The following is a 23,103-nucleotide window of genomic DNA, read 5'->3' as shown; positions in this document are numbered from 1 at the left end:
CGTTGTCCGACTGCTATAAGGATAAAAAGATGAAGTCACTTGTTAAGTTTTCCCTGGCAGCGCTGACGTTGGCGTTTGCCGTCTCTTCTACTGCCGCAGAAAAAAAGCTGGTTGTTGCAACCGATACTGCTTTCGTGCCTTTTGAGTTCAAACAGGGTAACCAATATGTTGGCTTCGATGTGGACCTGTGGGCCGCTATCGCTAAAGAGCTGAAGATTGACTATACCCTGAAGCCTATGGATTTCAGCGGGATCATTCCTGGCCTGCAAACCCGTAACGTTGATTTGGCGCTGGCCGGTATCACCATCACCGAAGAGCGCAAAAAAGCGATCGACTTCTCTGATGGATACTACAAAAGCGGCCTGCTGGTGATGGTGAAAGCCAATAATGACCAGATCAAAGGTATTAATGACCTGACCGGTAAAGTGGTCGCTGTTAAGAGCGGCACCGGATCGGTCGATTATGCTAAGCAGCACATCAAGTCTAAAGATTTACGCCAGTTCCCGAATATCGATAACGCCTATATGGAACTTGGCACTAACCGTGCTGACGCAGTACTGCATGACACGCCAAACATCCTGTACTTCATTAATACCGCTGGCAAAGGCCAGTTCAAAGCGGTAGGCGAGTCTATCGAAGCACAGCAGTACGGCATCGCCTTCCCGAAAGGCAGCGACGAACTGCGTGAAAAAGTGAATGGCGCACTGAAAACACTGCGTGAAAACGGCACCTACAATACGCTTTATAAAAAATGGTTCGGCAGCGAACCTAAATAATTCAACATTTTTACCTTTCGCAGGCGTCCGCGCCTGCGTTTTTCACACCAACACAAGAACGGTTTTCATCCGGAGAAATAATAATGCAGTTTGACTGGAGCGCCATCTGGCCATCTATTCCGGCCCTGCTCGAGGGCGCCCGATTGACGCTGTGGATTTCGGTCCTCGGTCTGATTGGCGGTTTAATTATCGGCCTGGTTGCCGGTTTTGCCCGCGCTTACGGTGGCTGGCTGTCCCGTAATATCGCGCTGGTCTTTATTGAACTTATTCGCGGCACACCCATTGTTGTGCAGGTGATGTTTATCTATTTTGCCCTGCCAATGGCCTTCAACGATTTGCGCATCGATCCGTTCAGCGCAGCCGTGGTCACTATCATGATTAACTCCGGCGCTTACATCGCAGAAATCACGCGTGGCGCGGTACTGTCTATTCATAACGGCTTTCGTGAAGCGGGCCTGGCGCTGGGACTCTCTCGTCGCGAAACGCTGCGCTACGTCATCATGCCGCTGGCATTACGCCGTATGCTGCCGCCGCTGGGCAATCAATGGATCGTCAGTATCAAAGATACTTCCCTGTTTATCGTCATCGGCGTGGCCGAGCTGACCCGTCAGGGACAGGAAATCATTGCCGGAAACTTCCGCGCGCTGGAAATCTGGAGCGCCGTGGCCGTTATCTATCTGTTTATTACGCTGGTGCTGAGCTTTGTTCTGCGTCGCCTTGAAAAAAGGATGAAAATCCTGTGATTGAATTTAAAAACGTCTCCAAGCATTTCGGCCAGACGCAGGTTCTGCACAATATCGATCTGACCATCAAGCAGGGTGAAGTGGTGGTGATTATTGGGCCTTCCGGTTCCGGTAAATCGACGCTGCTGCGCTGCATTAACAAGCTGGAAGAGATCACCAGCGGCGAGCTGATTGTCGATGGGCTGAAAGTCAACGATCCGAAAGTTGACGAGCGCCTGATCCGTCAGGAAGCAGGCATGGTATTTCAGCAGTTCCATCTGTTCCCACAGATGAACGCGCTGGATAACGTCGCCTTTGGTCCGATTCGCGTACGCGGCACCAAAAAAGAGGAAGCGCACCGCCTGGCGAAAGAGCTGCTTGGTAAAGTTGGCCTGGCCGAGCGTGCTCATCACTTCCCTTCTGAGCTGTCAGGCGGACAGCAGCAGCGCGTCGCGATTGCTCGTGCGCTGGCAGTGAAGCCTAAGATGATGTTGTTTGATGAGCCCACCTCCGCGCTGGATCCAGAACTGCGTCATGAAGTGTTGAAAGTGATGCAGGATCTGGCGGAAGAAGGCATGACCATGGTTATCGTGACCCATGAAGTGGGCTTTGCGAAAAAAGTGGCGTCCCGTCTGATCTTCATCGATAAAGGCCGCATTGCGGAAGATGGCGACCCGGCTGAGTTAATTGATAACCCACCAGGCGCCCGCCTGCAGGAATTCTTGCAGCACGTTTCCTGATCCCTTCGGGCGGAGATCCTCCGCCCGTTTTACGTCGTCCTGTTCTTAAAAACCGCCCCTTTCCCTGTGCTGGCACCTTAGCAGACTATACTTTCTGGTCGACGCCCTTTTGCGTCGTAACAGGAGAATAAGATGTTGGGAACCCTTCCACCCTGGCGCCTCGCCGTCCGGTGGCTACTTGCCGTAACTTTTTTACTTTTTGCAGCACAGACTCAGGCCGTATCGTTACCTGCCGCTGCCGTTGCAGCCTCTCAAACCCAGTCCGGTAGCACGCAAGAACCCAGCGTCGATGAAAAAAAAGCTGCGTGGGCCGCGCTGGCTAATATTTTGCAAAACGATCAATCCCGTCAGGAATTAATCACCCAGCTACGTTCCGCTGCCAACAGCCCGTCCGATACCAAAGCGCCGGTGCTGACGCCACCGGCCGAAGAAGAAGATAAAACGGTGCTGGAAAGCGTAACCGACGTCAGCCGCCATTTTGGCGGTGAGTTTTTGAATAAGTTTAAAAAACTCCACCGCAATATTGTTAGTGCGCCTCATAAACCATTCAATCACAATACTTTCTTTAATGCGCTGAGCCACTTCGCTATGCTGGCCGTTGCGCTTTTTGCCTTTTACTGGCTGATTTGCCGGGCAATCACGCCGGTTTATCGCCGCATGGGCCAGTGGGGACGCCAGAAAAATAGCGATCGCACGAACTGGCTGCACCTGCCTGCGATGATTATTGGAGCCTTTATTCTCGATCTGCTGCTGCTGGCTCTGGCGCTGTTTGTCGGACAGATGCTCAGTGACTCACTGAATGCCGGTAGCCGGACTATTGCTTACCAACAGGGGCTGTTCCTCAATGCGTTTGCACTGATTGAATTTTTCAAAGCCATTCTGCGACTCATATTCTGTCCCCGCTACCCACAGCTGCGCTTCTTTCATCTTGCGGATGAACGCGCCTTCTACTGGAACACGCGCCTGAGCTGGCTGAGCAGCGTAATTGGTTATGGTCTGCTGGTGATTGTGCCGATTGTCTCCAATCAGGTAAATGTCCAGGTTGCCGCACTGGTGAATATCGTGCTGATGGGGCTAATTACCGGCTGGGCGCTCTATCTGATCTTCCATAACCGACGCAGTATCCAGCAGGATCTGGGCCGTCTGGCCGATCGCTCAATGAGCTTTTTTTCGCTATTTATCAGAGCATTTGCTGCAATCTGGCACTGGCTGGCGAGTGCCTATTTTATCGCGCTGTTTCTGCTATCCATCTTCAACCCGGGCGACAGCCTGAAATTTATGATGTCTGCGACGGTTCGCTCGCTGGCCATTGTCGGTCTTGGCGCGCTGGTTTCCGGTATTCTCAGCCGCTGGATATCTAAAACTATCATCCTGTCGCCTGACCTGCGCCGCAACTATCCCGAGCTGCAAAAACGGGTCAACAGCTGGATTTCTATGATGCTGAAGCTGGCGCGAACCCTGACGGTATTTGCCGTCAGTCTGCTGCTGCTCAATGCGTGGAACCTGTTCGATCTCTGGCACTGGCTGACCGTCGGCGCTGGCGTAAAAATGGTCGATGTGATTATTCGAATCGTGATGATCCTGTTCTTCTCGGCGGTGGGCTGGACGCTGCTTGCCAGCCTGATTGAAAGTCGGCTGGCCTCGGATTCACACGGCAGGCCGATGCCCAGTGCGCGAACCCGTACGCTTCTCACGCTGTTCCGCAACGCACTGGCGGTGGTGATTAGCACCATTACCATTATGATCCTGCTGTCTGAAATTGGCGTGAATATCGCGCCGCTATTAGCCGGTGCGGGCGCGCTGGGGCTGGCGGTCTCGTTCGGTTCGCAAACGCTGGTGAAGGATATTATCACCGGTATTTTCATTCAGTTTGAAAACGGCATGAACACCGGCGATCTGGTGACCATCGGCGCGATTACCGGCACCGTAGAGCGGATGTCGATTCGCTCGGTGGGGGTCCGCCAGGATACGGGCGCATATCATATTATTCCCTGGTCTTCGATAACCACGTTTGCCAACTTTGTGCGCGGCATCGGCTCGTTTGTCGCTAACTATGATGTCGATCGCAGCGAAGACAGCGAACGCGTGAACGCGACGCTTAGGGAAGCGGTTGAGGAACTGATGCAGGATGACACCATCCGCGGCATGGTGATTGGCGAGCCGAACTTCGCCGGGCTGGTTGGGCTGACGAATCAGGGCTTTACGGTTCGTGTCTCCTTCACCACGCAGCCGCTGAAACAGTGGACCGTACGCTTTGCGCTCGACAACAGGGTGAAGAAGCATTTTGATGCGGCAGGAATTAAAGCGCCGCACCAGACGGTGCAGGTGATGCAAACCGGCAGCGAGCTTGAAGGCGCTGCCAGCCTGCCATCACTGCCCGCGCCGGGACAGTAACGTGACAATTTAAACGCGAGACATCTGACGTTCGCGAGCCGGTTTTTCCAGGAAAGTCCAGGCGATAAACCGGCTCTGTTTCTGTCCCTGCGCCATTTCAACGGTACGGAAGGCGGCCACCTCGGCGTCTTCCAGCGCACGCCAGATTTCCGGCAGGTTTTCTTTGCGTGAGACCAGTGAGGTAAACCAGACAACCTGACGGGCAAAGGTCTGGCTTTCGGCAATCATACGCGCGATAAAGGCTTTTTCGCCCCCTTCGCACCACAGCTCATCCTGCTGGCCGCCAAAGTTCAGCGGCGAATTTTTTGCCAGGCCCAGGTTACGAACTTTACGCTGCGTTCCCTGCTGTGCCTCGCTGGCCGACGCGTGGAACGGCGGATTGCAAATCACCGCGTGATACTGTTCATTTTTATGAATAATGCCGCTGAAGATGGCCTGAGGATCTTTCTGGCGACGCAGGCGAACGCCACGATTCAGACCAGGATTGGCTGCGATAATGGCATTTGCCGAGCGCATTGCCTCTTCGTTAACTTCACTGCCGGTAAAGCGCCAGTCATATTCGCGATAACCAATTAGCGGATAGATGCAGTTCGCGCCACAACCAATGTCCAGCACGTTAATGTTGCGTGGCACAACGGAGCGGTTATCTTCTGCCAGCAAATCCGCCAGATGATGGACGTAATCGGCACGACCCGGCACCGGCGGGCAGAGAAAACCATCGGGAATGCTCCAGTTTTCGACCTGGTAAAAATGGTGCAGCAGCGCCTGATTCAGCATTTTTACCGCCGCCGGATCGGCAAAATTAACTGACTCATCGCCATACTGATTCACTGCCACAAAGGCGGCCAGCGGCGGATGGCTGGCAATCAGCGCAGGAAAATCGTAGCGGCCACGGTGGCGGTTACGGGGATGAAGCTGGCTTTTTTCGGCGATGTTTTTCATGAACGACTCTCTTATCTGAAGGCGCGTAAGATACCTGCTACGGTAAAGATCGTAAACAATTCCCGGCTTTTTTCCTTGTTCAGACCCGCTACTATAAAATAACTGATTTTATTTTAAGGAGTTCCAATGTCGCGTTCACGCCACTCTTATCAACCCCGTCTGGGCCACGGCCTGCCGCACGACCCGCTAAATGCGATTATTGGCCCGCGCCCGATTGGCTGGATCAGCTCACAAAGCGCCGCTGGCGTGCGTAATCTCGCGCCTTACAGTTTCTTTAACTGTTTCAATTATCAGCCGCCAATTATCGGTTTTTCCAGCCAGGGCTGGAAAGACAGCGTGGCGAACATTGCTGAAACCGGTGAGTTCGTCTGGAATCTGGCGACTCGCGAACTGGCCGTGGCGATGAACGAAAGCTCCGCTTCCGTCGCAAGTGACCAGGATGAGTTCGCCCTTGCCGGGCTGACAGCCCTTCCCGGTACGCAGGTGAACGTCAGTATGGTGGCGGAAAGCCCGGTCAATTTCGAATGCAAACTGACCCAGCTTATTCAGTTAGAAGATGCCAGCGGCAAAAAATTAGAGCAATGGATGGTGCTGGGGGAAGCGGTGGCTATTCATATCGATCATCAACTGCTTGAAGAAGGGATTTATCAGACCGCCAAAGCGAACCCTATTTTACGCGCTGGCGGCCCGAGCGCCTACTATGCGATCAGTGAGGATTTACGCTTCGATTTAGTCCGCCCGGATGCCCGTAAATCCTGATGAGCCAAACGATGCCTGCATCATGATATCAGCAGCCAGAAGCACCCGCTTCTGGCTTTTTTGGTATGCTGTCCGTTCACCCTTTCCGCAGTCATGGAGCGATAATGAAAAGAATTGCCATCGATATGGATGAAGTCATCGCCGATTTTCACCCTAAAATGGTCACAACCGTTAACACGCATTTCTCGCTGGAACTGGCGCATCACGATCTGAATTTATTCGATCTGCGTCGGGATAAGCCCGAGATGTTGCAGGAAATATTCACGCTGGTGACGGATGACGAAGATTTCTTTGGCGATCTGGATGTTATCGCCGACAGCCAGCGCGTTATTGCAGAACTCAGCAAGCACTATGAGATATTTATCACCACCGCCGCAATGGAGATCCCCACCTCTTTTAACGCGAAATTTCGCTGGCTGAAAAATCATTTTCCGGCGATCAAACCCAGCAATATTGTATTCTGCGGCAACAAAAGCATTATCAATGCTGACTATATGATCGACGATAACGCGGTGAATTTTGAAAACTTTCGTGGTGAAGGCATTCTCTACACCGCGCCGCATAATGTGCAGGTTACCGGCTATCGCCGGGTAAAGAACTGGCAGGAAATTGAAATGCTGCTGCTTCCGGAGAACGGCTTATCACGATGAGAGGCACCTGTCTTTCTGTGTTACCTTAATTTAGCTTGATTGATTACCGCCAGCAGAGGAGTGAAGGTTTAATGATCCCCGTTTCGCTGATTGAAGAAGCCACCCAGTGGCGCAGGCAGTTTCACGCATGGCCGGAACTGGGCTATTACGAACATCAAACTTCACGTCAGGTGGCGGAACAGCTGCGAGCATTTGGGCTCCAGGTACACACCGGACTCGCCGGAACCGGCGTGGTTGGCACGCTGGAAAATGGCCCGGGTCCGGTTATCGGCTTTCGTGCCGATATGGATGCGCTGCCCATCACCGAACTGGGCGATGCGGCCTGGCGCTCCGCTCAGCCTGGCGTGATGCATGCCTGCGGCCATGACGGCCACACCGCCATGCTGCTGGCAGCGGCCAAACATCTTAGCGCCACGCGTAATTTCAGCGGCACGCTGCATTTTGTGTTCCAGCCTGCGGAAGAGAACCTGGGTGGCGCACGTAAAATGGTTGAAGACGGTCTGTTTACGCTGTTTCCTATGGACGCCATCTACGGCCTGCACAACTGGCCCGGACTGCCGGTTGGGCATCTGGCGGTCAACAGCGGTGCAATGATGGCCTCGCTGGATGCGTTCGAAATCATCCTGCGCGGCAAAAGCTGCCATGCCGCGATGCCGGAAAATGGCGCGGACCCGATCGTTGCCGCTGCGCAACTGATTCTGGCGCTGCAAACCATTCCTGCCCGCCGACTTTCTCCGCTCGCCTCGGCGGTGGTCAGCATCACTCAAATCAACGGCGGCGAAGCGATTAACGTTATCCCGGAAAACGTTGTGCTGCGCGGCACGCTGCGCTGTTTGCAGAGCGATGTCCGGGTCAACGTGCGTAAGATGATTGATGAGTTCGTGACGACCTTTACCTCACCGATGGGCATTGAAGGCACTATTCAGTATCTTACTGATTACCCGGTCACCCGTAATCATCAGGCGGAAGCACAAAACGTGCGGGACTGCGCGTTGTCGCTGCTGCCGCCGGAGCGCGTGCACTGGGAAATTAACCCGTCGATGGCTTCAGAAGATTTTGCCTGCATGCTGGAAGTTTGCCCGGGAGCCTACTTCTGGCTGGGTGCCGATGGCGCAACGCCGTCCGCCCCTTTGCATAACGCCCGTTACGACTTTAACGATGCGCTGATTGGCGAAGGGATCGCTATCTGGACACGTCTGGCGGAAAAATTACTGCCGCTAAGATAATGCCCGGGCGGCGAAACTGGCCGCCTGGGGTTTTCGTTGAGTGCATTGATGCGCTCGGAACAACAAAAAATCTGCCGCCTGAAAAATCAAAGGAATGAATGATGTCAGGAATCAAAACCGTTCAGCTCACGATGCTGGCACTCTGTATTGCTACCAGCTCTTCTCTGGTCAACGCCTCGCAAAAAAACCGCACTGAATTATCGCAGGTTCCCACGTTTTCACTGGGTATGAATGGTTTTGCCGGTGAAATATCGCCCGGCGAGCGCATTTATACCGAAATCCTTCGCGGTCCACAGGCAGCAGCTGATTTTAAAAGCATTTTAGAATCTGCCGATGCCACGCCCGAGGCAAAACTTTATGCCCTCTGTGGTCTGAAAAGCCAAAATATCGCCTCAGATTATCTGCGAAAATTTATGGAAAACGCAGCGGATGCCGCCGTGCTCACCGGCGATGTGCTGAGGAGAATGCCTTTTCGGGAATTAGCGGAGCATATTATTGATGATGCTGACAAATGCGGTAAGCAGTAGACATGGCCCTGCCGGGAGTCTCTCGTGCAGGGCATGCAGGCTTGATCTTAGTAACCCGCTTTAGCAATCTGTTCCAGCGCGCTTTCCACATCGCTTGCACGGCCTGTAGCAACGTAGCAGCAGGCGATCTGCTGGCGCAGCGACTGTGGCACCGGGACTTCACGGTTCAGGCAGCGCTTGATCCAGTCAGCGGTGGTCTGTGCATCTTTGGCTTCGGGTAATGCATCACGCGCGATGCCGCTCTCTTCCTGACGGGGCAGCAGCACTTCTGGCTGCTCGCCAGCAATCAGGCTGATTGCCGGGCAGCGCTGCGGATTAGCATAGACTTCGCCTTCGGTGCCGTTCAGCAGCAATGCCCGGCCGCCAATCGCCTGAAAAAATTTTCCGACTCGCGCAATATATTCCGGGTGCGAGACGCTGGAGAGACGCAGCGCAGCGTCTTCGCCAAACGGCGTCACCAGCTTAGCCAGCGTATGAGCACTGTTCCGTACGCCCATCCGCCAGCGCAGCGAGAGCTGTTCAGCCAGCGGCGGACAAAGCGAGGCAACCGACATAAACACCAGCTTTCCCTGCTCCAGACGCTGCTGCGCCTGCTCTGCACCACTACTCGCCGTGATGCCCAGCCCGGCGAACACCGCTTCGCTGGTGACACGCGTCGGGTCATCGCTGACGCCATGCACCACCACCGGAAAGCCTAACGCGGAAAGCAGCAACGCCAGCAGCGGCGTCAGGTTGCCCTGTTTACGGGCGCCGTTATAGCTGGGAATAACAATCGGCATCGGTAAACTGGCCGGCGGCGTTAAGGTGATTACGCGTTCCTGCATCGCCTGATAAAAACCGAGCATCTCCTCCTCGCCTTCTCCCTTGATACGCAGCGCAATCAGGATGCCGCCCATTTCCAGCTCGGGCACCGCACCGTCCAGCATCTGCCGGTAAAGATCGCAGGCGGTAGTGAAATCGAGATCGCGGGCATGATTTTTTCCACGCCCGACTTCTTTGATAATTTTTGTGTATTCCATGCTTCTGCTCTTGGGTTGTTAGCGACGACGGCGCACGGCTTTTTTCGTTTTCAGCAGCGGGCTGGCCTTGGGCAGTTCCCCTGCGGGCATAGCCGGTTGTTCAATCGGAAATACCGGCAGCGCGCCCAGCAGACGCGCACCATAGCTTTTGCTCAACAGGCGTCCGTCGTAAATGATGATTTCGCCAAAACATTCATGACTGCGAATCAGTCGGCCAACCTGCTGAATTAAGTTAAAAGAGGCGCTTGGCAGGCTTTGGACTTCAAACGGATAACGCTTCAGGCTTTTCAGCCATTCGCCCTCGGTCAAAATAACCGGACTGTCCACCGGGGGGAAAGCAATTTTATGAATATGCACCTGCGAAAGCAGATCGCCTTTCAGATCCAGCCCCTCGGCAAACGACTGCAAACCGACCAGCACGCTGGTTTCACCCTGCTGCACTTTTTTACGATGCAGCGCCACCAGCGCCGGACGCGGTTTGTCACCCTGTACCAGCATCATCAGCCGCAGCTCGGGCAGATAAGCAATAAATTGCTGCATTGCCCGGCCGCTGGCAAACAGCACCAGAATGCCTTTGTGTGCGCCCTCTTTGATCTGCTGGCGGAAAAAATGCGCCATTTCAGCCAGATGCGCGACTTCATTAGCCAGCATCGGCTCATAGCGCATCTGAGGAATAATCAGCTTGCCCTGGGTGACGTGGTTAAACGGCGAATCCAGCGCGACGAAACGGTCGCCCACTTTTTCACTCAGGCCAGCCATTTCCTGTAGGCGCTGAAAGCTGTTCAGCGAGCGCAGCGTCGCCGAGGTCAGCACCACATGGGGAATTTTGCGCCACAGCAGTTTTTCCAGCTGGTCGCTAACGCGGATCCCGGCACAGTGGAACAGCAGATGCGGATTGCCTTCGCGCAGCTCTCGGGTCACCCACTTCGATACCGGCGCGCCGGAAGCCTGTTCCATTGCCGAAAGCCGCCACAGCTTGGTGCTGGCTTCAAACCAGCCAAGCGCGCGGTTCATTTGCAGCAGCGTGCGGTGCAGGCGCACCACGTCAAACTGCCCGGTCTTTTCGCTCAAATCGTTCATCAACGCTTCAGCCAGTCCGCGCAGCCCGTCACTAAGCTTAAACAGCCGCGCACAAATCGTCATCACCTCTTCCGGCAGCCGCCCCATTTCAAAACGGTATTCCGCTTCCTGCGGATCTGCCGGCAGGAGCTGGTTGAGGATCTGCGACAGCTGCTGAAGCTGCTCGCGCACCTCTTCACAATGTGCCTTCAGCCGCTCAGGATTACTGAGATTCGGCGGCCTTTTAGGACGGAACTGCGCCATACACTGTTCAACCAGGCGGCAGAACAGGTCAAGCTGAAGCGTGCTCCAGGCGGGCGTAATGTCGCCGCTCATCTCCAGCGCATCACGAGCAACATCCGGCAGATGATGGCCTTCATCCAGCACCAGCAACAGATTCTTCGGCGGCGGCAGTACCGACTCCGTTTCCAGCGCCGCCATCACCAGCGCATGGTTCGCCACTACCACATCGGCATTTTCAATTTCCCGGCGTGCTACATAAAACGGGCATTCCCGGAACCAGTGGCAGTTGCTGCCAAGACAGTTGGCTTTATCGGTACTCAGGCGCTGCCAGAGCGAATCATCAATGGTCTCTTCACAGTGGTCGCGCAGACCGTCCCACTGATGACGATTGAGGTTTTTTTCAAGCGACGTGCAAAGCTCGCGCTCGTCTTTGCTGGCGGTCATACGATCGTCAAGAAACAGCAGCAAATCGCCCTGCTTCTCTTCATCGGTCGCCAGCGCGGAGAGATTCCGGGGACAAACATAGCGCCCGCGCCCAAAGGCCGCGGTGAATTGCAGATCGGGGATGATCTTTTTCAGCAGCGGTAGATCTTTGCTGAAGATTTGATCCTGCAACGCCACGTTTGCGGTACTGACCACCAGCGGCTTCTCCTCCGCACGGCTCACAGCAATTCCCGGAATCAGATAGGAAAGCGTTTTCCCGACGCCCGTGGGCGCTTCAATCGCCAGATGACGGCCATCGTCGCCGGCCAGCGTTTTTGCCACTTCGGCAATCATCTGCCGCTGCGGCGCGCGGGGAATAAAATCGGGAATTTGCTGCTGAAGGGCTTTGTACCACCCAGCGATTTGCGCTTTTAACGCGGCATTTAACGCCATGACGACCACTTTTTTCTAAAACGACCTGTATTTTTACACAGTACGCACTTTACGTCAGCACTTCATGTTTAATCCTTCAGCATGGCATGCAATTTTGCCTCATCACGGAAGGCGCGCAGAAGTGGTTCACGGCTGCGGCCACGCCGGGAGATCAGCGAAAACATTGCCTGATAGCTACATCGTTCGGCTGCAATTTTACGGGCGCTGGTGAAAAAACACGGGCCGGTGGGTCTGATTCATGTTGATGCCCACACCGATACCAACGATGAAATGTTTGGCGAAAAGATCGCTCACGGCACCACCTCGCAGCTGGCCGCCAATATTCTTTATGAAATGCTCTGCGTGCTGCCAGGCGTTAAATTCAACCGCTGACGTCGCTGGCTTTCGCCATGCCCAGACGGCCAATAAAAGGCAAGCGCAGCGCCGGAGAGCGGACATCCACGCCCAGGTTAAAGGCCAGAATGTTGATTTCAACACCTTCCTGCGCGCCAATCGTAAAGCCCAGCGCGCCCAGCAGGGAAACCTGCAAACCTTTACCGGAAGGCGGCAGGCCAATCGGATGGCTTAGCGGGCGGAAGTCCTTGCCAATGGCATTCGCCGGAAGATCCAGCTTCAGCGCGGGCACTTCTCTGCCGATATGCGCTAAAAAGGTGTTGCTGTTAGGGCCTGGCCAGACGCGATAAGTGTGTGGCCAGGGATAGCTGGCAATAGCGGCTTCAATATGCGGGATCATCGCTTCCGCCGCCGCGCCACGGTGTTCCACCAGCAGACCCGGTTTAGCGCCGAACCAAAAACCATCCGGCAGCGCATAGTTCTGGCGTATCACATTGCTGCTTCCCCAGCTGACCACCTCATAACGGTGATATCGCGTCTCGCCCGCTTTCTTAAAAATAATCCACGGATGGACGGCGAGCAGACCACGCCAGCCAAAAGTGGGTGCCGCATAAACCTGCACAATCGCGGTGTCTTTATAGTGCAGTGCATCGGGTGCCAGCCCGGCGGAATCCCGACGAGCCGTTGACCAGTTCTGACCGGTTAACACCACGCCGCTGTGGGTGGCTTTAACATAGCTCTGTGCGAAAGAGAGCAGCAGCACGCAGATAAAGCTGATACTGATGACTTTGAGATAGAACATATTTTTGGGTGTATCCGACGGTAACGAGTGGCATAAAAGGGGATCGGTGGGCAGGCAATCCGCGACAGCACCTGCTCAGGATGTGACCAGAATCACATTACTGGCAACAGATACTGCGTTCAATCATTTTTTACGCAAGACGCACTATTCGCCTGGCGTTAAAAACTTGTACATCACCGTGGTGGCATCCAGTACGCCCTCCGTCGATAACGCATAAGCCGGGATCTGCCCGCTGATTTGCCAACCCTGCGCCAGGTAGAGCTGTTCAGCGACGTCACCGGAACGGGTATCAAGCACCAGCAGCGAGCGGTCTGCCTGGCGAGCAAGATCTTCAGCTCGCTCCAGCAGCGCACGCGCAATGCCCTGTCGCCTGGCGGAAGGATGCACCAGCAGCTTGGCGATTTCGGCGCGATGGCTGCCGTTCGGCATCATGCCCAGCACCACAATCACCGTCGCCACAACTTTTCCCTGCTGGCGCGCCACCAGCAGCTTTTTTTCGCCTGCTGCCAGACTGCTTATTACGCCTTGCCAGAATGCGATCATGGGTTCAGGATCGGTGCTGATAAAGCCTATACTTGCTCCTGTAGCGACACAGCCGCTCAGGACATGAAAGAGCTCGTCGCGCACTGAATCAGCCTGCTCAGCATTTAGTAATAGATAGTCAATGTTGTTCATTAGCGGTCTGCCAGAAGTGCATATGGACGCCGGACGAATCAGACGCATGAAAGCGTTACAGCTTATGAGATATAAAGTTTTTCACGCGTTACATCAACTTGTACAACCAAATAATAGTTGTACAACAATAAAGAGTTCGATACGGTTAAGGGAGTGGAATAAGGTCTGAGGGTATGAATGACATTATACAGTATTGGTGATGTTGCTGAACGATGCAGGATTAATCCGGTCACGCTTCGGGCATGGCAGCGTCGCTACGGCTTGCTGAAACCCGCGCGTACCGAAGGCGGACATCGTCAGTTCGACGATGAGGACATTCAGCGCATTGAAGAGATTAAGCGCTGGATTGAAAGCGGCGTTCCTGTAGGGAAAGTAAAAGCGCTGCTGGAAGGCGAAAACGTCAATATTCATGATGGCTGGGTAACGCTTCAGGAAGAGATGATGACGGTTTTGCGCCACGTAAAACCCTCCAAACTCCGGGCGAAGGTGGCTTCCACCGGGCGGGAGCATCCCGCCGATGCGCTTATCGATCACGTATTTATTCCGATCAGACAGCGGTTGGGCCTGGATCAGAACACGGCAAGAGCGATGTGTAGCCTGCTGGACGGCATCCTGATTGATTATGTCGCCTTCTGTCTGACCGGCAGCAGAAAAAAAGCCGGTAAAGACGCGCTGATTATTGGCTGGGGAACAGATGACCGCACCCGAATCTGGCTGGAAGCCTGGCGGCTGTCGCAGCAGGGATGGCGTATGGACGTGCTGGCCGAACCGCTGGAGCTGCCTCGCCCTGAACTGTTTCCCGGACAGCAGCTGTTTATCTTTACCGGTAAACCGCTGACTCGCCGCCAGCAGGAACAGATGTCGCACTGGCAGGAGCAGGGGTTTTTAGTCACGCACCTGAGCTGATTTCCTCCGTTTATGCCGTTATAAAAGCCAGCAAAGGCTTAACCCTGAGGGGCGAAAAACGTTATACTTCGCGTCTTCCTTTATTTGCAAACGAGCGACGGCATGAACTGGCAAAAAATTGGGGTGGTCTGCATCTTTCTGATGATGGCGCTGGGCGGTATTGGCGGCGTGATGTTAACCGGATACACCATCCTTATTCGTTCCTGAACTGCCTTAACAGGCGCTCAAACAGGCGATCGGTAATCACCGCCAGCAGCGCCATCAGGCAAGCTCCCTGTATAATCCAGGCGGTGTTAAACCCGCTCAGGCCAATAATCACCGGTGAGCCAAGCGTTTTCGCGCCCACCGTTGAGGCTATTGCCGCCGTGCCGATATTCACGATTGTTGAGGTGCGAATGCCAGCAATAATCACCGGTGCGGCCAGCGGCAATTCCACCCTCAATAACACCTGCCAGGGTGTCATTCCAGCGCCTTCTGCGATCTCACGGACGCTGGCCGGAACGGCGGTTATCCCGGCGAGAGTGCCCTGGAGGATCGGCAACAGCCCATAAAGCACCAGCGCAATCACCGCCGGCTCTTTACCAAATCCGATAAGTGGAACGGCGACAGCAAGCACCGCAACCGGTGGAAACGTCTGTCCCGCCGCGACCAGCGTTTCTACCGTGGATCGAAAGGCTTTCCCCGCTGGCCGCGTCACCGCTATTCCGCATCCCATCCCTGCCACAACGGCAATCGTGCCGGAAAGCGCCACCAGTTCAATATGCGCCAGCGTTAGCTGCCAAAAACTGTCCTGCTGATAGACCGGCCTTTCCAGCTCGGGAAACCCACTGGCAAAAAGCGGGCCGCTCAGCGGCAACAGCGTCACAAAAGCGATAAAAAACAGGATCAGCCATATTAGAGGATCGCGTAATAACCGCATCTTAGTCTCTCCGTGGCCGGATAAGATCGGCAAAATGCAAGACGCCAAGCGGCTGGTGTTTAACATCTATCACCGCCAGACGATCGGTTCGCCGCGCAATAAACTGTGACAGTGCTTCACGTAGCGTGGTGGTTTCGACAATCGCCTCCTCCTGAAGCCATTCGCCGCGCCGCGCCGCTGAACCCGCGTTATCAAGCGATAAAAGCCGGATGCCCAGCTCGCTGCGCCCGAAGAAATCCCGCACAAACTCACTGGCTGGCTGCGTCAGCAGCTGTAGCGGCGTGCCCTGCTGCACGATTTTCCCCTGATCCATTAACACCAGCCGATCGGCCAGCGTCAGCGCCTCGTCAACGTCGTGCGTCACCAGTACAATCGTTCGGCCAGAGATCTGGTGAATACGCGTAATTTCCTGCTGTAATGCCGCACGCGTAACCGGATCCAGCGCGCCAAAAGGTTCGTCCATCAGCAGTATTTCGGGATCGGCTGCCAGCGCCCGCGCCACGCCAACACGCTGCTGCTGACCGCCAGAAAGCTGATGCGGATAACGCTGACGTAGCGATTCATCCAGATGCAGCAGCGCCAGCAGTTCACTGACGCGCTGCCGAATCTGTTGCGGCGGCCATTTCAGCAGATTTGGCACCGTGGCGATATTTTTCTCTACCGTCCAGTGAGGAAACAGGCCCGTCGACTGAATGGCATAGCCCATCCGGCGGCGCAGCGTCTGAGGATTGATCCGGCGAATATCCTCTCCCGCCACCTGAATAGAGCCTTCGTCATGGGGAATCAGCCGGTTGATCATTTTCAGCGTGGTGGATTTGCCCGAGCCGGAAGTGCCAATCAGCACCGTAAACTCGCCTTTGGCGATATGCAGCGTCAGTTCACTGACCGCAGCCTTATGCGAAAAATATTTGCTGACCCGGTCAAAGGTAATCATGGGCGAGCCGCCTCCACCGCGGTAATAACGAATTTAAATAAGCCATCGGCAATCACCGCCATTGCCACAACAGGAATGACGCCCAGCAGCACCAGTTCCAGCGCGCTGCTGAACAAGCCCTGAAAAATAATCGCACCGAATCCGCCCGCGCCGATCAGCGCGGCCACCACCGCCATGCCCATTGTTTGCACGGTAAGAACCCGTAATCCTGCCAGCATCACCGGCAGCGCCAGCGGCATTTCGGCTTGCCAAAAAATCTGGCTGCGCGTCATCCCCATTCCCCAGGCGGTTTCCGTCACCTCACGCGGCACATTTTGCAACCCGGCCACCACGCTTCGCACCAGCGGCAACAGCGCGTAAAGCACCAGTGCAATGAGCGCCGGTGCCACCCCAATCCCGCTGACGCCCAGCGTTTTAAGCCAGGGAAATTGTCGCGCAAGCCCGCTTAACGGTGCAATCAGCAGGCCAAACAGCGCCACGGAAGGGACGGTCTGGATGATATTCAGGACGGGAAAAACCGCAGACTGAACGGCCTGAAAGCGATAGCAGCACCAGCCGAGCGGCAGTCCGATAAGCAGCGTTGGCAGCAGCGTACCGAACAGCAGCAGTAAATGACGACTCAGCGCCTGATCGAACACTTCCTGGCGGTTGGCATACTCTTTCAATAGTGCCAGCTGATCGAGCTGGCCGCTGGCAATGATAACGATGACCGGTAGCCAGATTTGTCCATTAAGCAGCAGCCGCCACAGTGCGTGTGAAGTCAGGTGAGAAATCGCCTCGGCAGCAATTAACAGGCTCAGCGCGATGGATAGCCAGAAACCGCTGCCAAATGAGGTTCTCGCCAGCTCACTGCCCCGCTGCGCCAGCAAACCCGCTTCACGGCCGCTGGTGATAAGCAGCGCCATCAACAACAGTTCACTGCATATCAGCATCAGCCCGAGGCTGACTCTGCTCTGAGGCAGAAAAACCAGCGCTATCAGCAATCCGGCCGGGAACAGCAGCAGCAGCCCATTTCCCTCCAGCAATTGCGGCACGAACAGCGGCTGCCCGGAGACCAGGCGATTCGGCGCCCAGTTAAGCAGCGGCAATCCGGCCGCGAGAAGCAGCAGAAGTGCCAGCGTCAGTACAACGCGATTATGAATAGTGAGGCGCAAAATTTCCCCGACGGCTCAGGCTGGTGGTTGCCGCGTTACAGCAATTTTTGCTGCCGGAGGTAGTCCGCCGCGACTTTCTTAGCATCCATCCCTTCTACGGCAATGCGCGCGTTGAGCTGCTGAAGCGTTTTCTCATCCAGCGAGGCGAAAACGGGCTTCAGCCAGTCGCCAATCTGCGGATACGCTTTCAGCACCGCACTGCGGATCACCGGCGCAGGCGCGTAAATTGGCTGCACGCCCTTAGGATCGCTCAGCGTTTGCAGGCCAAGCGCGGCTACCGGGCCATCGGTTCCATAGGCCATGGCCGCATTGACGCCAGAGGTCTGCTGCGCCGCCGCTTTCAGCGTCACCGCGGTATCACCGCCCGCCAACGACAGCAGCTGATCCTGACTCAGCTTAAAGCCGTATGCCTGCTGAAAAGCGGGCAGCGCATCGGCGCGCTCAATAAACTCTGCGGAAGCCGCCAGCTTAAAGGTGCCGCCATTTTTCAAATATGCGCTGAGATCCTGAAGGGAATTAAGATGATTTTTTTGCGCGACGTCGCCACGTACGGCGATCGTCCAGCTGTTATTAGCCGGTGCAGGTGTGAGCCAGATAAGCTGGTTTTTTTCTTCGTCCCGCTGTTTTACTTTCTCATAGCCTGCCTGCGCGTTTTTCCAGGCCGGATCGTGTTCGTCATGGAAAAAGAACGCGCCGTTGCCGGTGTATTCCGGGTAGATATCCAGCTCTCCCGCCGTAATCGCGCCTCTGACCACCTGGGTATTGCCGAGCTGGATTTTGTTAACGGTTTTCACCCCGTGTTTTTCCAACACCTGAAGAATGATATTGCCTAACAGCGAGCCTTCGGTATCAATCTTTGAACCCACTTTTACCGGTTCCGCTGCCTGAGCGCTGCCCGCCATTGCCAGCGCTACCGCCAGCGCCATGCCGGCAACCCTTCCCGTCAATTTAGCCATTTCCTGGTTCCTTTTTGCCTGGTCAGCTTCAAGAATAGCGCAGTAATTAATCACTTAGTACTTTATTATGACGCGGTGAGTCACGACGAAAACCCGTTCCTGCTGATTTGGTTTTAACTTATAACCAGCCGGAATTTAACTCTGTTACAGGCGGGAGTATTCTCAAAAACTATTTTAATAAATCAGAACACAACATCATGACCGACTTAATTTCTTCGGCGCATATCGCCACGGCAGGGAATATCGCCACTGGCGAAGCTGTCGCTATCCGCCGCGCGGCGGACGTCTCGCATCTGGTAAACACCAGCACGCAGGCCAGAAGTAATGCACGGATTGTTATTGGTATTGCGCTCGGCGGCGTTTTTCTGGATGCCTACGATTTAGGTGCGCTCGCCTTCGGCATGAAAGACGTGACGCGCGAATTTGGACTTTCTCCTGCGGGCGCGGGAATGGTGGCTTCGGCGATCGCTTTTGGTGCCATTGTCGGCGCGCTGATCGGCGGCTATCTCACCGATAAAATTGGCCGTTACCGCGTGTTTATGGCCGATATGTTCTTCTTTGTTGTGGCGGCGCTTGCCTGTGCGCTGGCACCCAATGAGTACGTGCTGACCGCTGCACGTTTTGTGATGGGACTGGGCGTGGGTATCGATCTCCCTGTCGCCATGGCCTTCTTAGCCGAGTTCTCAAAGCTGAAAGGCCGGGGAAATAAAGCGGCCAGCATTGCGATGTGGTGTCCGACCTGGTATGCCGCCATTTCGGTTTCCTATCTGCTGGTACTGTTTTTTTACTCGGTGCTGCCCGAGGCGCAGGCGGGCTGGCTGTGGCGAATTATTTTAGGCTTCGGTGCGGTTCCCGCCTTGCTGATCATCGCTATCCGCAGCCGTTATATGAGCGAGTCGCCGGTCTGGGCGGCTAATCAGGGCGATCTGCACGGTGCTGCCGCCATTCTCCGGCACTCTTATGGCATTAATGCGCACGTAGCAAAGGATGCCGATTTAACCCCAGCCACGCCTGCCCGCCGTGCCAGCTGGCGCAACTATGGCGAGCTGCTAAAAGGCGTCTATCTTCGCCGCACCCTGCTCGCCACCGTGACGGCGATTGCTTCCGCTTTCGCTTATAACGCCGTCGCTTTCGGTCTGCCGGTGATTATCTCCAGCTTCCTCGCACAATCCATGCTGACCACCATTTTAGTTTCGCTGGCGCTTAACCTGCTGTTTGCTTTCGTCGGCGGCATGCTTGCTGTGCGTCTGGTGCCGCGCTTCGGGGCATGGAAGATGACCGTGCTGGGCTACTTATGCCAGTTTATTGCGCTGATCGGCCTGGCGCTGATTGGCCGACCGGATGACGGTGGCCAGGCCGCCGTCTCCATCGCCATGCTGGCGCTATTTCTGTTTGGCCAGGGTTTTGGGCCAGGTTCGCATACCATGACTTTCGCCTCGTTAAGCTACCCAACCTCGCTGCGCGGCGTGGGCGTTGGCTTTAACCAGACGCTGATGCGCGGCAGTTCCACCGCTTCCCTGTTCCTGTTCCCACTGCTTTCCGCCACGCTGGGCACCAATGTGTTTTGGGTGATTGGCCTGGCTCCGCTGGCAGGATTAATTGCGCTGATGGCCGTACGCTGGGAGCCTTCCGGTTACGACGTGGATGCGGAAGATTTTGCTACGCAGAAGCAGTGATGGTTGGCAACGCATCCTTTCAGGGGGGGTTGCCAGAGAGGCGTGACGGAGTCGGATAACTACCCAGCCTGCTGATGCGCTAAAAAACGCGCAAAGGCCGGCTGAACGCGCGCAAAGGTCAACAGGAACCAGGGCGTAAACCGTTCGGGATGCTGCTGCATCTCTTGCTGGATCTCAGCCAGTGACGCATAGCGCCAGTCGTCCGCTTCGTCCGGGTTGGGCTGGGGTAAGGCATCGCTGAAGGCAAACCAGACGTGCCCATATTCGTGTTCGATCAGCCCATTGCTGAGCGGCAGGTTGTAGCTGAGTTCAAAAGCTGGATGCAGCGTCAGGCGTAGCCCCATCTCTTCAAAAAGCCGACGTTCGGCGGCATCCTGCGTGCTTTCGTCCGGCAGAGGATGTCCGCAGGTCGTATTACTCCACAGCCCGCCACAGTGATACTTGCCGCTGGCGCGCTGCTGGAGTAACAGTTGATGACGGGAATTGAAGACATACACCGTTACCGCACGATGCAGCAACCCTTTTTGATGAACTTCCAGCTTTTCCATTCTGCCGACAGGACGGTCGTGACGATCGACCAGAATGACTTCAATTGCAGACATGCACACTCCTTCAGGAAACTCCGATAATTGTGGCATATCTTCAGTCAGGATGGCTGCACAAAATCGTGCGGAATTATGACAGTACCGGCAATTATTTTGCCGGTTCAACGATCTGCTGGCGTGGCCGGAAAATATGCCCCGCGCCGTAATCCAGCAGGCGATCGATCAGCTCAAGTCCGCCTTTGTCGTCCGCCTCAGCAAATTCACGCTCTGCGGTGGTGACTGGCGATGCCCACAGCAGGTTCACCTTGTCGCCTTCACGCTTTGGCAGCGCGAACCGATTCTCTTCCCGTGCCAGCGCGTGAGAGAGAATAAATCCCTCAAAACCTACCGGCGCTACGGAAGATTGCAGCGTGTGCCCTTCTCCCAGCCAGCTGAGCCGCGCCCAGGGAAAATGGGCGAAGCTGGCGAGCGCACTTGCCATCTGTACCGCGTTTTCCTCGGTCATTACTTCAGCGTCGATGGCCATTGCCAGCTCAACACGTCGGTATTGTGCAGCCAGATCGTCATAAAGGTAGTCGACCCAGGGCATCGGACGAATACTCATGCCCAGCGTCAGAAAGTACCAGCTGCCCTGATGGTAGTGCTGCGAGATGGCCATCGGCGGCCAGTTGCCCTGATCGATAGCGTAATACTTTAGCGATTCGCCATACTGCGCTTCATAGCATTTCAGCAAATCGCGCTGCATTGGCTCCCAAAGATGCCCATCGTGCCAGTCACGCCAGAAATGACGATGCTTCTCGGCACGGGCGTAATAGTCGTTGGTCGAGGCTGAACCCAACGGCGCGGTCAGGCGGTTTTCCCTGATGCAGCCCGCCGAGAAGCTAACCTGTTTTTGCTGATACAAGCTCCAGCCAGGAATGACGGCCAGCAGCTGCCCCTGATACCACAGCGCCGCGCCATCGTCGCTCGGCTCCCAAATAACCTGTAAACCAGCAGGTACCAGCATCGGTTCGGCTTCTAACGTGCGGCAGAACTCGGCGCTGAGCAACGGCACCCTGCCCTGAGCCATCGCTTCGTTGTCTTCCTGCGCGGGCGCGGGCAGCAGATTTCTCAGCCAGCAGCCGCGCACAGCGAACTCACCGCGAAAAGATTCCGCTGGGCGAATATAGAAATAGGCGGCACGCTCATCCTGTTCAACCGTTGCGATAAGCGTTTGTTGCTGATTGGTAACTTCAGCAATCCGATACGACTGTGTCATAGAGCCTCGACGCTGGGTGTGGAGGGTTCCTGTTTCCTCCGAGAGTAGAGCAGGATCTCCTGTTGTGCCACGTCAGGGCAAGGGAAAGAGTCTCAAAGTTCCCGGCCCATACGCGCCATCGCCCGTGAATAAGCGCCGCGCCGGATACACCAGCGCAGCGCACCCGCCAGCAATTGCATTCGCCAGCGGATTGGCTGACGCGTATAGCCTGAAAAACGAAAGCCGAACTGCTGCTGCGCCCAGGGCGGCAACAGTTCAATACCGGCCATCATCATCGTTTTCATCGCCGGACGAGCCTGCCAGCTCGGTGCAGGAGAATTTAATAACAGGGCAAGGACTTCTTTGGTGCGTTCATCGCAGCGCAGCTGTGGCTGCATCGCCTGGAGATAAATCGCCACGCCGCGCGTCGTTTTTGGCACATTTTCGGCACCCAGCGCTTCAGCCACTAGCGCCGCTTCCGCGTAGTAGCGATCCTGATCTTCCAGGCTCAAAGAGGGATTTTTATAACGCAGGTGAGCGGCGAGAAAACGGCTGGTTTCGGCAACGTGAACCCAGGTGAGTAGCGCTGGATCGCTGGCGGCATAGGCTTTGCCCTGCGCGTCCACGCCTTTCACCCGCAAATGGATCTGCTTAACCCGCTCAATGAGCGTCCAGGCATCGGCGGTGTTACCGAAAGTGGTGACGGCAATAAACTGGCTGGTACGCCGCAGTCTTCCCATCATATCGTCGCGAAAAGTGGAATGATCCCAGACGCCAGCCAGCGCCAGTGGATGCAGCATCTGCATCAGCAATGCAGCGATCCCACCACAGAGCATTGACGAAAAATCGCCATGAACCCGCCAGATGACGCTGTCCGGCCCATACAATCCTGGATCGCCTGGCGGCTGGGAGAGGTCGAAATCACTCATCGCCAAACCGTTGAGGCGAAAGACCTGCTGTTGAACTTTATCCCGAAACGAGAGCATAGCGGTTTCCGATAAAAATTATGGCGTAAAAAAGGGGCGAATTAACG

At 55.4% G+C, this 23,103-nt stretch carries 23 protein-coding genes and 1 pseudogene; 12 read left to right on the top strand and 12 right to left on the bottom strand.

Annotation, left to right across the window (positions count from 1 at the left end; translation table 11 throughout):
• The first annotated feature begins 29 nt into the window (after positions 1-29).
• From glnH to ybiO, 4 genes are all read left to right on the top strand, one after another.
• Entirely contained in the window at positions 30-776 is a 747-nt protein-coding gene (gene glnH / locus EHV07_RS07300; protein WP_147196492.1) for a glutamine ABC transporter substrate-binding protein GlnH, read from the top strand.
• 83 nt (positions 777-859) lie between these two features.
• Positions 860-1,519, top strand: a complete 660-nt coding sequence (glnP, locus tag EHV07_RS07295) for a glutamine ABC transporter permease GlnP (protein ID WP_147196490.1) — start codon at positions 860-862, stop codon at positions 1,517-1,519.
• Positions 1,516-2,238, top strand: coding sequence for a glutamine ABC transporter ATP-binding protein GlnQ (gene glnQ, locus EHV07_RS07290; protein ID WP_147196488.1), 723 nt, complete (start codon positions 1,516-1,518; stop codon positions 2,236-2,238). Before glnP ends, glnQ begins: the two co-directional genes overlap by 4 nt.
• 132 nt (positions 2,239-2,370) lie before the next feature.
• Positions 2,371-4,632 carry a mechanosensitive channel protein gene (gene ybiO, locus EHV07_RS07285; RefSeq protein ID WP_147196486.1) on the top strand — a complete coding sequence of 754 codons (2,262 nt, stop codon included), beginning with the start codon at positions 2,371-2,373 and terminating at the stop codon, positions 4,630-4,632.
• A 9-nt stretch (positions 4,633-4,641) separates the two neighbouring features.
• Here the strand turns inward: ybiO and rlmF are convergent, their stop codons facing one another.
• Positions 4,642-5,574, bottom strand: coding sequence for a 23S rRNA (adenine(1618)-N(6))-methyltransferase RlmF (gene rlmF, locus EHV07_RS07280; RefSeq protein ID WP_147196484.1), 933 nt, complete (start codon positions 5,572-5,574; stop codon positions 4,642-4,644).
• A 126-nt stretch (positions 5,575-5,700) separates the two neighbouring features.
• On the opposite strand from rlmF, the gene EHV07_RS07275 reads away from it, so the two are divergent.
• From EHV07_RS07275 to EHV07_RS07260, 4 genes are all read left to right on the top strand, one after another.
• Entirely contained in the window at positions 5,701-6,333 is a 633-nt protein-coding gene (locus EHV07_RS07275; RefSeq protein ID WP_147196482.1) for a flavin reductase family protein, read from the top strand.
• Positions 6,334-6,437: 104 nt separating this feature from the next.
• Positions 6,438-6,983: a 5'-3'-deoxyribonucleotidase gene (locus EHV07_RS07270; protein WP_147196480.1), complete on the top strand. Its 546-nt coding sequence runs from the start codon at positions 6,438-6,440 to the stop codon at positions 6,981-6,983.
• Between the two features lie 71 nt (positions 6,984-7,054).
• A complete protein-coding gene (locus EHV07_RS07265; protein WP_147196478.1) occupies positions 7,055-8,209 on the top strand; it encodes a M20 aminoacylase family protein in 1,155 nt (384 codons plus the stop codon).
• Between the two features lie 98 nt (positions 8,210-8,307).
• The gene (locus EHV07_RS07260; RefSeq protein WP_147196476.1) at positions 8,308-8,736 is read left to right on the top strand and encodes a hypothetical protein; all 429 of its coding nucleotides are present in this window, start codon (positions 8,308-8,310) and stop codon (positions 8,734-8,736) included.
• A 47-nt stretch (positions 8,737-8,783) separates the two neighbouring features.
• Here EHV07_RS07260 and ybiB read toward each other — a convergent pair whose 3' ends face one another.
• Positions 8,784-9,755, bottom strand: coding sequence for a DNA-binding protein YbiB (gene ybiB / locus EHV07_RS07255; RefSeq protein ID WP_147196474.1), 972 nt, complete (start codon positions 9,753-9,755; stop codon positions 8,784-8,786).
• 18 nt (positions 9,756-9,773) lie between these two features.
• Positions 9,774-11,933 (bottom strand): ATP-dependent DNA helicase DinG, encoded by a 2,160-nt coding sequence (dinG, locus tag EHV07_RS07250; RefSeq protein ID WP_147196472.1) that lies wholly within the window; start codon positions 11,931-11,933, stop codon positions 9,774-9,776.
• A gap of 192 nt (positions 11,934-12,125) precedes the next feature.
• Here dinG and EHV07_RS07240 point away from each other — a divergent pair.
• Positions 12,126-12,248: pseudogene (locus EHV07_RS07240) on the top strand (arginase family protein); the annotation flags it as partial.
• 46 nt (positions 12,249-12,294) lie between these two features.
• On the opposite strand, the gene EHV07_RS07235 reads toward EHV07_RS07240, so the two are convergent.
• Together EHV07_RS07235 and EHV07_RS07230 are read right to left on the bottom strand one after the other, a co-directional pair.
• Positions 12,295-13,068, bottom strand: coding sequence for a DUF3750 domain-containing protein (locus tag EHV07_RS07235; protein WP_147196470.1), 774 nt, complete (start codon positions 13,066-13,068; stop codon positions 12,295-12,297).
• Positions 13,069-13,212: 144 nt separating this feature from the next.
• Positions 13,213-13,743 (bottom strand): GNAT family N-acetyltransferase, encoded by a 531-nt coding sequence (locus EHV07_RS07230; protein ID WP_147196467.1) that lies wholly within the window; start codon positions 13,741-13,743, stop codon positions 13,213-13,215.
• Between the two features lie 177 nt (positions 13,744-13,920).
• On the opposite strand from EHV07_RS07230, the gene EHV07_RS07225 reads away from it, so the two are divergent.
• Together EHV07_RS07225 and EHV07_RS07220 are read left to right on the top strand one after the other, a co-directional pair.
• Entirely contained in the window at positions 13,921-14,649 is a 729-nt protein-coding gene (locus tag EHV07_RS07225; RefSeq protein WP_147196465.1) for a MerR family transcriptional regulator, read from the top strand.
• Between the two features lie 102 nt (positions 14,650-14,751).
• Entirely contained in the window at positions 14,752-14,856 is a 105-nt protein-coding gene (locus EHV07_RS07220) for a protein YohO (protein ID WP_147196463.1), read from the top strand.
• Here EHV07_RS07220 and EHV07_RS07215 read toward each other — a convergent pair.
• The 4 genes from EHV07_RS07215 to EHV07_RS07200 are packed head-to-tail and all read right to left on the bottom strand — an operon-like array spanning position 14,843 to position 18,582.
• Complete coding sequence (locus tag EHV07_RS07215) at positions 14,843-15,568, bottom strand: ABC transporter permease (RefSeq protein WP_147196461.1); 726 nt, start codon at positions 15,566-15,568, stop codon at positions 14,843-14,845. The genes EHV07_RS07220 and EHV07_RS07215 overlap by 14 nt on opposite strands.
• Position 15,569: 1 nt before the next feature.
• Positions 15,570-16,502, bottom strand: coding sequence for an ABC transporter ATP-binding protein (locus EHV07_RS07210; protein ID WP_147196459.1), 933 nt, complete (start codon positions 16,500-16,502; stop codon positions 15,570-15,572).
• Positions 16,499-17,656 carry an ABC transporter permease gene (locus EHV07_RS07205; RefSeq protein ID WP_147196457.1) on the bottom strand — a complete coding sequence of 386 codons (1,158 nt, stop codon included), beginning with the start codon at positions 17,654-17,656 and terminating at the stop codon, positions 16,499-16,501. The genes EHV07_RS07210 and EHV07_RS07205 overlap by 4 nt, the downstream gene beginning before the upstream one ends.
• Before the next feature lie 35 nt (positions 17,657-17,691).
• A complete protein-coding gene (locus tag EHV07_RS07200) occupies positions 17,692-18,582 on the bottom strand; it encodes an ABC transporter substrate-binding protein (protein WP_371419682.1) in 891 nt (296 codons plus the stop codon).
• 227 nt (positions 18,583-18,809) lie between these two features.
• Here EHV07_RS07200 and EHV07_RS07195 point away from each other — a divergent pair, with 227 nt between their 5' ends.
• The gene (locus tag EHV07_RS07195) at positions 18,810-20,288 is read left to right on the top strand and encodes an MFS transporter (protein ID WP_147196453.1); all 1,479 of its coding nucleotides are present in this window, start codon (positions 18,810-18,812) and stop codon (positions 20,286-20,288) included.
• A gap of 59 nt (positions 20,289-20,347) precedes the next feature.
• Here the strand turns inward: EHV07_RS07195 and idi are convergent, their stop codons facing one another.
• The 3 genes from idi to EHV07_RS07180 form a co-directional block, all read right to left on the bottom strand.
• Positions 20,348-20,890 carry an isopentenyl-diphosphate Delta-isomerase gene (gene idi, locus EHV07_RS07190; protein WP_147196451.1) on the bottom strand — a complete coding sequence of 181 codons (543 nt, stop codon included), beginning with the start codon at positions 20,888-20,890 and terminating at the stop codon, positions 20,348-20,350.
• Between the two features lie 91 nt (positions 20,891-20,981).
• A complete protein-coding gene (locus EHV07_RS07185; protein WP_147196449.1) occupies positions 20,982-22,091 on the bottom strand; it encodes a suppressor of fused domain protein in 1,110 nt (369 codons plus the stop codon).
• Positions 22,092-22,183: 92 nt separating this feature from the next.
• On the bottom strand, positions 22,184-23,056 hold the full coding sequence (locus EHV07_RS07180; protein WP_147196447.1) for an oxygenase MpaB family protein: 873 nt from the start codon (positions 23,054-23,056) through the stop codon (positions 22,184-22,186).
• Between the last annotated feature and the right edge of the window lie 47 nt (positions 23,057-23,103).

Origin of the sequence: Pantoea sp. CCBC3-3-1 (assembly GCF_007981265.1) — a bacterium.
In the GTDB taxonomy this organism is placed as follows: domain Bacteria; phylum Pseudomonadota; class Gammaproteobacteria; order Enterobacterales; family Enterobacteriaceae; genus Erwinia.
The sequence above is the reverse complement of the archived record's forward strand: the minus strand, read 5'-3'. Positions and strand labels throughout refer to the sequence as shown.

Excerpts from the sequence above, each read along its gene's own strand:
- glnH (WP_147196492.1), top strand. The coding sequence starts at position 30 with ATGAAGTCACTTGTTAAGTTTTCCCTGGCAGCGCTGACGTTGGCGTTT.
- glnP (WP_147196490.1), top strand. The coding sequence starts at position 860 with ATGCAGTTTGACTGGAGCGCCATCTGGCCATCTATTCCGGCCCTGCTC.
- ybiO (WP_147196486.1), top strand. The coding sequence starts at position 2,371 with ATGTTGGGAACCCTTCCACCCTGGCGCCTCGCCGTCCGGTGGCTACTT.
- rlmF (WP_147196484.1), bottom strand. The coding sequence starts at position 5,574 with ATGAAAAACATCGCCGAAAAAAGCCAGCTTCATCCCCGTAACCGCCAC.
- EHV07_RS07275 (WP_147196482.1), top strand. The coding sequence starts at position 5,701 with ATGTCGCGTTCACGCCACTCTTATCAACCCCGTCTGGGCCACGGCCTG.
- EHV07_RS07270 (WP_147196480.1), top strand. The coding sequence starts at position 6,438 with ATGAAAAGAATTGCCATCGATATGGATGAAGTCATCGCCGATTTTCAC.
- EHV07_RS07265 (WP_147196478.1), top strand. The coding sequence starts at position 7,055 with ATGATCCCCGTTTCGCTGATTGAAGAAGCCACCCAGTGGCGCAGGCAG.
- EHV07_RS07260 (WP_147196476.1), top strand. The coding sequence starts at position 8,308 with ATGATGTCAGGAATCAAAACCGTTCAGCTCACGATGCTGGCACTCTGT.
- ybiB (WP_147196474.1), bottom strand. The coding sequence starts at position 9,755 with ATGGAATACACAAAAATTATCAAAGAAGTCGGGCGTGGAAAAAATCAT.
- dinG (WP_147196472.1), bottom strand. The coding sequence starts at position 11,933 with ATGGCGTTAAATGCCGCGTTAAAAGCGCAAATCGCTGGGTGGTACAAA.
- EHV07_RS07235 (WP_147196470.1), bottom strand. The coding sequence starts at position 13,068 with ATGTTCTATCTCAAAGTCATCAGTATCAGCTTTATCTGCGTGCTGCTG.
- EHV07_RS07230 (WP_147196467.1), bottom strand. The coding sequence starts at position 13,743 with ATGAACAACATTGACTATCTATTACTAAATGCTGAGCAGGCTGATTCA.
- EHV07_RS07225 (WP_147196465.1), top strand. The coding sequence starts at position 13,921 with ATGACATTATACAGTATTGGTGATGTTGCTGAACGATGCAGGATTAAT.
- EHV07_RS07220 (WP_147196463.1), top strand. The coding sequence starts at position 14,752 with ATGAACTGGCAAAAAATTGGGGTGGTCTGCATCTTTCTGATGATGGCG.
- EHV07_RS07215 (WP_147196461.1), bottom strand. The coding sequence starts at position 15,568 with ATGCGGTTATTACGCGATCCTCTAATATGGCTGATCCTGTTTTTTATC.
- EHV07_RS07210 (WP_147196459.1), bottom strand. The coding sequence starts at position 16,502 with ATGATTACCTTTGACCGGGTCAGCAAATATTTTTCGCATAAGGCTGCG.
- EHV07_RS07200 (WP_371419682.1), bottom strand. The coding sequence starts at position 18,582 with ATGGCGCTGGCGGTAGCGCTGGCAATGGCGGGCAGCGCTCAGGCAGCG.
- EHV07_RS07195 (WP_147196453.1), top strand. The coding sequence starts at position 18,810 with ATGACCGACTTAATTTCTTCGGCGCATATCGCCACGGCAGGGAATATC.
- idi (WP_147196451.1), bottom strand. The coding sequence starts at position 20,890 with ATGTCTGCAATTGAAGTCATTCTGGTCGATCGTCACGACCGTCCTGTC.
- EHV07_RS07185 (WP_147196449.1), bottom strand. The coding sequence starts at position 22,091 with ATGACACAGTCGTATCGGATTGCTGAAGTTACCAATCAGCAACAAACG.
- EHV07_RS07180 (WP_147196447.1), bottom strand. The coding sequence starts at position 23,056 with ATGCTCTCGTTTCGGGATAAAGTTCAACAGCAGGTCTTTCGCCTCAAC.